7 protein-coding genes are annotated in these 10,500 nt (G+C 39.2%); 1 reads left to right on the top strand and 6 read right to left on the bottom strand.

The window, feature by feature from the left end; translation table 11 throughout:
* Positions 1-171 precede the first annotated feature (171 nt).
* Positions 172-2,178, top strand: a complete 2,007-nt coding sequence (locus tag IEW67_RS11715; protein WP_229671797.1) for a beta-N-acetylhexosaminidase — start codon at positions 172-174, stop codon at positions 2,176-2,178.
* Positions 2,179-2,596: 418 nt separating this feature from the next.
* Here IEW67_RS11715 and IEW67_RS11720 read toward each other — a convergent pair whose 3' ends face one another.
* From IEW67_RS11720 to IEW67_RS11745, 6 genes are all read right to left on the bottom strand, one after another.
* Positions 2,597-4,093 (bottom strand): glycosyl hydrolase family 18 protein, encoded by a 1,497-nt coding sequence (locus tag IEW67_RS11720; RefSeq protein WP_188633261.1) that lies wholly within the window; start codon positions 4,091-4,093, stop codon positions 2,597-2,599.
* Between the two features lie 125 nt (positions 4,094-4,218).
* Complete coding sequence (locus IEW67_RS11725) at positions 4,219-4,806, bottom strand: CalY family protein (RefSeq protein ID WP_188633262.1); 588 nt, start codon at positions 4,804-4,806, stop codon at positions 4,219-4,221.
* 70 nt (positions 4,807-4,876) lie between these two features.
* Positions 4,877-5,443 carry a signal peptidase I SipW gene (gene sipW, locus IEW67_RS11730; protein WP_188633263.1) on the bottom strand — a complete coding sequence of 189 codons (567 nt, stop codon included), beginning with the start codon at positions 5,441-5,443 and terminating at the stop codon, positions 4,877-4,879.
* Between the two features lie 45 nt (positions 5,444-5,488).
* The gene (locus IEW67_RS11735; RefSeq protein ID WP_188633264.1) at positions 5,489-5,953 is read right to left on the bottom strand and encodes a hypothetical protein; all 465 of its coding nucleotides are present in this window, start codon (positions 5,951-5,953) and stop codon (positions 5,489-5,491) included.
* Between the two features lie 19 nt (positions 5,954-5,972).
* Positions 5,973-8,189: a glycoside hydrolase family 84 protein gene (locus IEW67_RS11740; protein WP_188633265.1), complete on the bottom strand. Its 2,217-nt coding sequence runs from the start codon at positions 8,187-8,189 to the stop codon at positions 5,973-5,975.
* Between the two features lie 433 nt (positions 8,190-8,622).
* On the bottom strand, positions 8,623-10,233 hold the full coding sequence (locus IEW67_RS11745) for an IS1634 family transposase (RefSeq protein WP_188633266.1): 1,611 nt from the start codon (positions 10,231-10,233) through the stop codon (positions 8,623-8,625).
* Between the last annotated feature and the right edge of the window lie 267 nt (positions 10,234-10,500).

Here is a 10,500-nt window from a genome sequence, read left to right on the forward strand (position 1 = left end):
AAAGGATCTGTGGACCCTTTTCGTATCTCCATGTCTTTTTTTGTGTCAGTCATGTCATTCAAATCAAGGTGGTGATTTGGGCATAAAATTATTGTCGAAGCGTATGATGTTTTGCACATCGTTTGCACTAGAATGATGTCGCATTCATAAAAATTTTAAGGAGGAATTATTTTGAAAAAATTTACAATAGTTGTCTTATCATTTTTCGTTATCTCCTCAACACTTATAAGTCCAGCTTTTGCTGAGGGGGGGGAATTATCAAATGATGAATTAGCCAGCTCAGTATTACCAATTGTCCAATCATATGAAACCGATTCAAATTATTCAACATGGAAAATGGATGAATCAACTAGATTTGTAATTCCTGATACGGATGAATATTTAGAGAATGAACGACTTAAAGAGGTTGTTGAATTGGTTTCAGCCGAGTTTTTGAAAAAGGAAATTCCTGCAAATACGGAAATTGAAAAAGTGTATGCCGATAAATCAGACACTACATCCAATGATATCGTTGTAACGTTGGACAAAAATAGTCAAATTACAGAGGAAAGCAATAGTGATGAAGCTTATAAAATAGACATTGGTGATGATGGCGTCAAAATAGTAGCTGCTTCAGAAAATGCAGCCATGTATGCATTGCGGACCATCCAGCATTTCATGATAAACAATGACAATACTTTGCCCTATGGAACAATAGTTGATTATCCTGATGTGAAGGGACGCAGGGTCCATTTGGATATGGCCAGAAAATACATTACAAAAGATTGGATTATTCAGCATATACGGGAAATGTCGTATTTCAAAATGAATGCGATACAATTGCACTTTTCGGAAGATAAAGGCTTTAGAATTGAAAGTGAAACAGATCCGGAGATTGTCTCAGATGATGGCTATTTAACAAAAGAGGAAGTAAGGGAGATTATCGCTGAAGCAGAGAAATACGGGGTTAAAGTCATTCCTTCTTTGGACACACCTGGCCACGTCAAACATATTTTAAAAACCCATCCGGAATATGGACAGGTTGATAAAAATGGCAATCACAGCGAAGTGGCTCTGGACGTGACAAATCCGGAAGCTGTGGAATATGTCAAAAGTCTGTACACCGAATACATGGAATTATTCGAGGGAAGCACCGATTTCCACATAGGTGGAGATGAGTACATGCAATTTGACAGAGACCCATTTATGTCAGACTATAAGCCGGTTTTAAATGAATATGCGAAAGAAACATTGGGTGAAGACTATATATGGAAAGACGTCTTGGCCGATTATATTAATGAGATAGCATCCCATGTATATGAAAATGGCTTTAAACCAAGAATTTTCAACGACGGTATTTACTACGGAGAGAATAATAAAAATCCTTGGGAGCCAAAGGAACCAAAGCAAAAAGTTGAAATGCATGATGCCATTGGAATCGACTTCTGGGCACAAATGAGCTGGAACAAAAGCGTTGCCAAACTTGATGCATTTGTAGAAAGAGGTCATGAAGATATTTATAACATGAATGCAAGCTATTTCTATTATGTATTAAGAAATGAAAAACCTGATGACGGACGCAAACAACATTCATTTGACTATTTAAACCAGGACAAACGAATTTATGAAGATTGGACACCCGGCAAATTCCAGGGTGATGGGAATCGGGTCGATGATGATTCAGACTTTATTAAAGGTGCAGCCTTGGCTATATGGAACGATAATCCGGATTTGGTCGGAGAAGATGTAATCACCAAAGATATTGCCAAAGAGCTGCGTGCACTCGCTTCGAAATCATGGAACACGTCAAGTAATGATGTTGCTGGTATTGAGGCTTTCAGGGATAACTATGAAAAAATTGGTAATGTCGCAGGATTTGCTAAAGGTAGTGAATTACCTGATGTTCAACCGGTAAAACCAATAGAATCAGATGAAGCAGAAAGTGTTGCTGATTTAAATGCACTTGTGGAACAACTGTCAGATGAGGGGGATATTGATCCTAAAGCTGATCACCTACTTACAGTTCATCTGAAAGCAGTGAGCCATTTCGAGGATAAACAATTCGGAGATAAAGTCGTCAAACATTTGAAAAGCTATAAGCTATTGCTCGGTCATATGCAGGAAAAGGCATTAATTTCTGAAAGAGCGTACAACACTTTAATTGCGAATACTGATGCTTTAATAGAAGAGTGGGAATAGTTTTTGGGTGCCTGTCATTTCTCGGGTTTTGTCAAATATATTTCAAGAGCTAGCATTCCGAATTGGAATGTTAGCCTTTTTTGCGAGTGGCAGCACATACGCTACAGAGTGCAAGTTCCGAATGCGCCGTACAGCCGGTAAGCATTAGCCGACAGACAGTGCGTTTGATCAGCGAGGTAGCGTGCGGACGGTTTGAAAGCAAACCTCTGAACAGATCTGACCCCCATGTTGGCATGGGAGCCGGATGACTGTGCAAGAGAACAGGTTAGCTCCCCAACAAATATTGTAGATCTTAAGAATTAGAAATCGAAAAATAAAGGGCGATACATAAAATGTGTTCTTATGTATTGCCCTTTTAAAATTGGTTGACAAAACTATATAAAAAATAAATTTTTATTAACATCTACCCTTATATAATTTAATGATTTGTTTTTAATACCGGGTTTGATAAAGCATTAAGCAGACTGTTTTGATTGTCGTCTAATCCAAGATGCCAAATCATACCACCTCTGAGGTTGTGCTTGTTAATAAACTGCGCTTTTTTATTTATTGACTTTGGATTATCATATGCCAAAAACATATTAGTCTTCGAGTTAAATAACCAAGGTACTTTAGCTGTTGAATGCCAATGCTTCTTCCAATCAGGGTCTGTCAGGTAATCTTTTTTTATTTCACTCCATTGTGGAGAAGGTCCAGTAGATTCATATTCCTGATACAACCCCTGGTTTTCTTCGTTTGATACCTTGAAACTTCTTCCATAAAATGCTGTTCCAAGGACAAGCTGGTTGCTTGGTACACCTTGCATCTGATAATATTCGACAGCACCGTTTACATTATTCCATTTCTTTATTTCATTCGGGGTTGGATCTGAATTAACAGGCTGCATTGGTGTATTAAAATTTGCGACCGGACTGAAGCCATTTCCTATATCATACGCCATTAAGTAAATCCAATCGAGATATTTGGACAGTTCTTCAAAATCATAACTATCTGCAGGGTCATAAGGACCTTCGCTTTGATACCGTCCCGCTGGAGTAGCTGCTGTTAGCAAATACTCACGATTATTTTTCTTTTCCAATTGATCAAGCTGATCGCGAAATTCCTTTACTAATAAAGTTAGATTTTCTTTATCCTTTGGATCATAATGTAATTCATCTACTCCGCCTTCTACAGGGAATTCCCAATCTATGTCAATTCCATCAAAATTGTACTTTTTAATAAATTTATCAATAGTGGCTTGAGCAAACTTTTCTCTTGATTTTTTGGTGGAAGCTACATCTGAAAAATATTTTGAGTTTGGTCCCCAACCACCAATTGAAATAGATGATTTTATATGTGGATTCTCTTCCTTATACTTATTCAATTCATTGAAATCATTTTCCGCTTCCTCGTATGAAGTATCGGGATGAACATTTCCTTCCTCATCGATGTATGCAAATGCATAGTTAATATGCGTTAGTTTATTAGCAGGAAAATTTTCTAACTTTTTGTCTCCGTTCCAATATCCCATTACTATTGGATCCTTTTCGTTCTGTTTGGTTTGAATCAAATGCTCAGTATTCGATTCTAGTACATGGTAAGCTTTTTCGGAAATGAGATCATTTTCATATTGATAATTAATTAACTTTTTCAGGTTTTTTAAATGCTTGATAGACTTTTCTTTCTTTCCTTCCCTTTCAAAATGCGCTAATGCCTCCAAATGAATTTGAAGATTGTGAGTTACCTCTTCAAACATAATATCATCATCTTTTTTATAATGAGTCACCAGTGTTTTCATATCCTGAATAGCTTCGATCTGGCTTGTACTGCTTTCAGCAGAAATTTTTTCTGATTCACTGAGAAAAACAACACACATGGTTAAGAAAAACGCAAAAACAAGCGCACTTCGTAGATTAACAACAGAATTATATTTCATTTTATATCATTTTCCTCCTTGAGACTTTCTCCATAGTTGTGTAAAGCAAATAAATTATCACATCAACTGAAAAACACCCGGGAAACGACTTTTGTTATACTTATCCCGGGTGTTTTGATTAGATGTTATTTTTCTTCGCCGTCCCCTTGTTGTGCATTAAATGTCCATTCCAGATTCAATTCATCCCCTTGGAATTGATTTTGATTTTCACCATTATCAACAAACTTGAATTTGACAACTAAGTCATCTTGACTCTCTGGTTCAAGTCCTCCATCACCTAAAAATTCTTGAAATACCTCTTCATTAACTGCCTCCGGCTTCATATCTTTTAACTCAGAAAGAGTTGTTTCATAGATGACCTCGTCCATTTTATCGGCATTATATAAAAATTCTACCTGGATATGGTCACCGAAGTCTTCCGTATTGTCTCCTTCTCCATCTGTTACACTATAATCAGTTTCGAGTAATACGTTCTTAATATCCAGTGACCCCGTGTTCTTCAATTCGAAATCACGGGTAACTGAGTCACCCGGCTTGAGCTCTTTCACATCGACTATCGTCGTTGGGTCTACAGATAGATCTAATGTTCCCGTTGCAAACGTGTTATTCGTTGTTTCGCTAGAACTGAAATAAGCGTATGTTCCTCCCCCGATCAATGACATACCTAGTACCGCCGACATAACTCCCATTCCCAATTGTTTTTTTAATCCCACGCTAGATTTCTCCCTTCTTTTTTATTTATTTTAGAATGCTTAATAAGATTATAGATATATCTTTATAATCTTATTTGGTGTTAGACCCAACTTCCTTTTTCGGAGGGTCAATGGCACGTAATGCTCGTCCAATTTGGAAAATCGAATAGATGACAAGGTATATTCCCGGTAATATTAGCAGTAATGCTGCAACCTCGTTGGAATTGACAAAATTCATGACATACCCAAGATACGGAATTGTAAACCCGCTATACAAGCCGATAATATTTTCCTGTAATACCGGGTCTAGGTCTGCTGCATCATTTGCATCTCCTTTTGTAATATAGGATTGTCCGTTATCCCGTACCTGGTCGATTCGATGTGTTACGGTCTTATCGTTTTCTGTTTTAAAGGTAATCACATCATCTTTTGAAAAATGATAATCATCCTTTGTCTCCTTCACCGCAATAATCGATCCTGTTTTAATATCTGGTTCCATAGACCCGGATAAAACCGATTTGAATTGATAGCCAAATAGACTTGGTTCTCCCCCGGAAGCCCGCATTGTTATGACTGTGAATAACATCGTAAGTAGAACGGCGAACACGAGAATGGTAACGATATGGTTTATTGCTTTTATGATTTTCCTTGTCTTCATAAACGGTCACTCCATTCGATTAACTCTAACAAGTCAGGCCGAATTCTACTTCTTATACGGCTCTTTTTCATTTAGACTCTCGTCTCCCGTTTTATCATTTTGTTTATTTACATCCGGGTCACTGGATGAATGCTTCTCTTCTGTATCAGTGGAGGAGTCCGTTTGATCCGATCTTTCTTCATCCGATACTGTGTCTTGTTCTGTTTTCTTATCCGATGAACGACTTTTATCCGTCTGCTGCTCATCATCTTGTTTTTCCTGGTTCTGCTCTACTTCCTCTGTTTTTTGATTTTTATGGTTCTGGTCCTTAGATTTTTTCACGTGCTCTTCTCCTGTAAAAGTACGGTTTATTGTCATCTGTCCCCGAACCGTTGTCGCACTCGTGAAATACGCAGTTGTTGAAGTTGTCATTACGACGGACGTAAAAAATAATAAATAAACCGCTACAAGCAGGATCAGAGTCTTTTTCTTCACTCGCATATATTTGATGATTGGGATAAAACGTCGCATGATACTACCCCTTTTATGCTTACGTCTTTCGCCATTCTGCAATTAAAATATCAGCATGTTTAATCAAATTTTCCGCTGCTTTTTTATCTATTTGTTCATCATTTTGATATTCTTCAACTAATTGTTTCAAGTTCTTCATGTGTTTCTTCGCTTTGTCGTAAGATTCCACTTCAACAAAATGATTAACTGATGTTAGGTGTGTCTGTAACAAACGTACATCTTCGTCATTTTTAATTTTACCTTCATCTGCATATTGATTTACGAATGCTTTCATAACATCAACATCTAACAATTCTTTAGCGTTTTCCGTTACTTTCTCCTCCAAATGATCAGTAAACGGTTGTAGTCTTTTTCCAGCAGGTTTGGCTTTTACGTCATCCTCTCCCTCTAGCATCGGACGATCATAATCCAAACTTTGTTCACGTAAAGACCTACCTGATACATAATGTTTTTTAGCGCTTACCAAGTTGTCACTGTCTATTGCTTGTTGAGCTTTCACATATTCAATGTCAGCAAGAACCATATCACGAAGGGCATAGACAAATGGCTTCAATTCTTCTTTTAAATCATCGTTCTTAGTTTCTGTCAAAAATTCATTCCCAGCTTCGGCAATGCTCCGCAATTCATCTATAAGCTCAGGAGCGACATCTCCAAGATCTTCACCGCTATCAAGACGGGATTTTGTCTCATTAAGCAAATCCTTAATACCTTCGCTCTCATCAGCTGGCCATCCATCTTTAGGGTCAGCATAGGCCATATGCTTAGCCAAGGTATGAAAAGCCTCGGTTGCATCCGGTTCTACGTATTTCATGCTGTCTTCCCAGCTCTTCTGGGCATTAAAATCCTCTGTATTCCATGCATAGTCGGCGATTGCAAAAATAGCAACTTTAGAAGCTTCTGCTTCCTGCATAGGATTTGTGACAACTCCGGATAAATTTCTAACGCCGGGGTTAAGGATGCTTGCTTTCCCGAGAAACACCCGGGACATATCCACATCATTCACCGGCCAATTCAGCCAAAAGAGTGGATCACGACGTTCAACACCATTATTGTCAAGAGTTTTGAAATCGTCGATTGTATCCTGTTCAACTGGTGCAACAGTAGTTGAACCTGTCCAGAGAATTTGAATGTTATCGTCAAAGTTTTTCTCAAGTTTGTTCAATTCTTTTCCGCCATCCCATGCCCAGGATGAATTATAGGCTGCAGGGGTATAGATTGTATCCCTGACATCGCCCTTTTCGTCAGCCCATTCGGAAATAGCATCCATCAATTCAACAACATAATCGAGTGGAAGGGAGCCAACATCATCACCAAGAACTCCAAATTGTCTAACGCCTGCGTCATATAGCTGATCAAACTTATTGAGTAATTTTTCTTTATTTTCATCAAGCAATTTCATGGCAGCCTCATCGCCTTCCTCTTGAGCAATTTCAGCAACTTTTCCAAGAGGTGAAATTGACCAGACGAAGTTTACTTTATTTTCCCGTCCAACCTCTGCCAAATCACTTACTCCTTCTAATTTATCTTCAGGATAGAGTTTATCCCATTTTTTTCTATGGTAAGGATCGTCTTTTGGTGCGAAGATATAGGTATTTGCTTTAAACTGTCCGCCGAATTCCATCAATGACTTACGATCTTCATTACTCCATGGAATCCCGTAAAATCCTTCAATGAATCCCCGAAATTCTGTGTTGGCATAATCCTTAATTTCAAGATTTTGGATTATATTATCCTGACTTTGGTCCAGAATTGTTTCGAGCGAGGATAACCCGTGAAAAGCTGCATCCGTATCTTTCCCAATCACAGTTATAGTATCGTCACGGATTGCTAATTGATAAGCATCAATTTTATCAAAGTTCATATTACTGCTGTTAAGCTTTTTCTTTGCGTTTTGTTCTGCCGGACCACCTGACCCATCGGTGCCGACAAAGATATTGATTTTATCATCTGATGGTCTGTTAGCGATTTCAGGTTTCGGCAAGTTATTGTCTTCAAAAATAGTAGATAACTTTTCCTTTGTCACATCGTCGATCGTATCATCATAAACAACTTGAACATCTTTTTCCAACGATAGTTCGCCTTCGTCATACTCTACGCTGTGGGGCTTTGGATAAAACTCATATTTTTTTTCGGAATTTGTGCCTTCGGCGCTAACGGTTGATGTAAACATACCTACTACGAGGCTAACTAACAAGATCGCTATAATAGGTGAATAGGGTGACAATCGTTTCTTCATCTGCTTCGTCCCTTCCTTTCCTATATTTTTAAAAAAGCTTTAAATAACCGAAAAATTAGCTTGAACTGTTTTATATGCACCTCCTTGTAGGCTGATTTGTTGGAATATTGGTCAGGTAGTATTTATCTGATAGAATATCAATCTATCGTTAAATTACTGGAACAGTTTTAACACTCCCATTTCTCCTAATCCTTTTTGGCTTTCATATCCCAAGTAGGCCTTTAAACATGACTAAATAAAAAAAGGCATAGTGATAACTATGGACACAACTAACTTTATCCATTCATTTTATCACCATGCCTGATCACGTCAGTCACATATGACCAATATTCTCTTAATTCTTAAAAAGAATTTTATCACACTATTCATTTAAGTCAAGAAAAATAAAGTATCATTCAAATTTATGGCCTATATATCCTGGATTCCCGCCTACTCATAACGAGGTAGGCGGGGTAACACCTAAATTTCCGTAGATTTCTTTTTGCTTGTTAAGAAGCTCGCCAATACGTGGTTTTTTCCCGGGCGCTTCAAAGCACTCAATAACATCCAGCTGATCCAGCACGCCCTGTAACGTAAGTTTTTTCGATAAATCGGTATCCTGCATTTGTTTTTTGATATATGAAAGATAGATGAGCGCTACAAAATCCACAAAAAGCTTCCCATCAAGACTCTGTTCGGATGATACCAGTGTGCGGCGCATGTTCAGCCGTTCCTTCAGATTCCCGAACGCTTTTTCAACGACATCCTTATTGCGGTAAAGCTCTAACGCAGCGATGGCATCCATCGTTTCATTGGTCATCAGCGCAAAAAATCCAAAATAGCGCTTGGCCTTGTTGACAGCCTCTTCTTTAACACTGACTTTTGTCCCCCGTTTCGGTGTGGTTTTTGTCTCAAAATACGTTTGATACTGCTTTTCATGTTCCGGGAGCCTTTTCCCTGATTCCAATTCACGACGCAGGTTGATTAACTTGCGGTCAAATGCTTTTTCGTCCTCCGCAGCTTGGTCAATATTGTAATAAAAGTGAATAGATATACGCTTGGACTGTGTCAGGGTGTCCCCTTTATAGGGAAGGTGCTGCTTATAGTGCCACGTTGTCCGGACCGTGCAGCTATATAATTCGTATTTCTCACTGTAGTGTCCAAGCGATCGAAAGCCGTCATAGATGGCATCCAGTTCTTTCCGGACGAACGTAAGAGACATTTTGACAGAGACCAGAAACTTCAGGTGGTTTTGCAATAATGCGTTGATATTTTCCTGACTGTAGAAGCCCCTGTCCATGACCAGCTTCACTTTGGAGAAGCCAAGTACATCCAAATCGGCAAGCAGTTTTCTGACAGTCTTGGAATCCGGGATATTACCAGCCAGTTTGCGGTAATAAAACGGCAGGTTGGACGTTTCGCCGAAGACCAGCGTCAGGTTTAGCTGAGGCAGTGGATCGTTTTCTTTATTCCAGCCGTATTGCACCTGCCTCAGAAGTTCAGACTGGCTGGATATAGTGGTGATATCATAGGCCCAAAACGCCTTTTCCGTCCGCCGTTTTCCCTGCAGCTGGAAGAACTTATATTTCGCATCTTCGGTGATAGATGCGAACAGATCGCTGCTTCGCTGGGACGTGATGTTTTGACCGTAAGGATGTTTATGTAAGTGACTCCATTTTTCAAAGCGATAAAGAGGAGCACTGTCCTCTAAGATTAGATAGTATGCAATGGATAGAATCTGGCGGTATGTGTCAGGAAAACACGCTTTCAGGTCTTCTGTAATGCCGGTACTCGCACCGATCTCGTCCAGCAGATACGTGGCACCGTAAAAATAACGTGCGGTTTGTACAGAGGGAGCAGGACCTCTCTTTATCACGGCATGCCTCTCTTTCTTTTTGCGTCCCCTGCCGTCTGTCGGAACAATTTCTCCGGTTTTACTGTCTAACCGTCCGATTAGGGTTCTCTTGGATCGGGATTGCTGCTTGTCCTTGTCCCAGTAGGAAATGGACTCATACGCATAGGTGATCCCTGAACGCTTATCTGTTTGATAGACGATAGTAGCCATTTTTGCCGCCTCCTCGTTATGTGTATTGTAACACATAACGAATTATGAAAACAATAAAAAAAGGGCATAAAGACCGGTATTTTCATGTTTTTACCCAATTCATCGTTATGTAATGGCGGGAATTGGAACTGCTAAACTAAAGTAGACCATTTCCGCTAAATAAAAATGAACACTTTCTGGCAGAGGGGTAGCAGCGAATGGAGGGCTGCCCCTCGGGGCAGCCCTCCATTCGCTTTCGAAATTTTCACCCCCCTATCTTCAAAATTT

It is taken from the genome of Lentibacillus kapialis, assembly GCF_014646635.1.
In the GTDB taxonomy this organism is placed as follows: domain Bacteria; phylum Bacillota; class Bacilli; order Bacillales; family Amphibacillaceae; genus Lentibacillus; species Lentibacillus kapialis.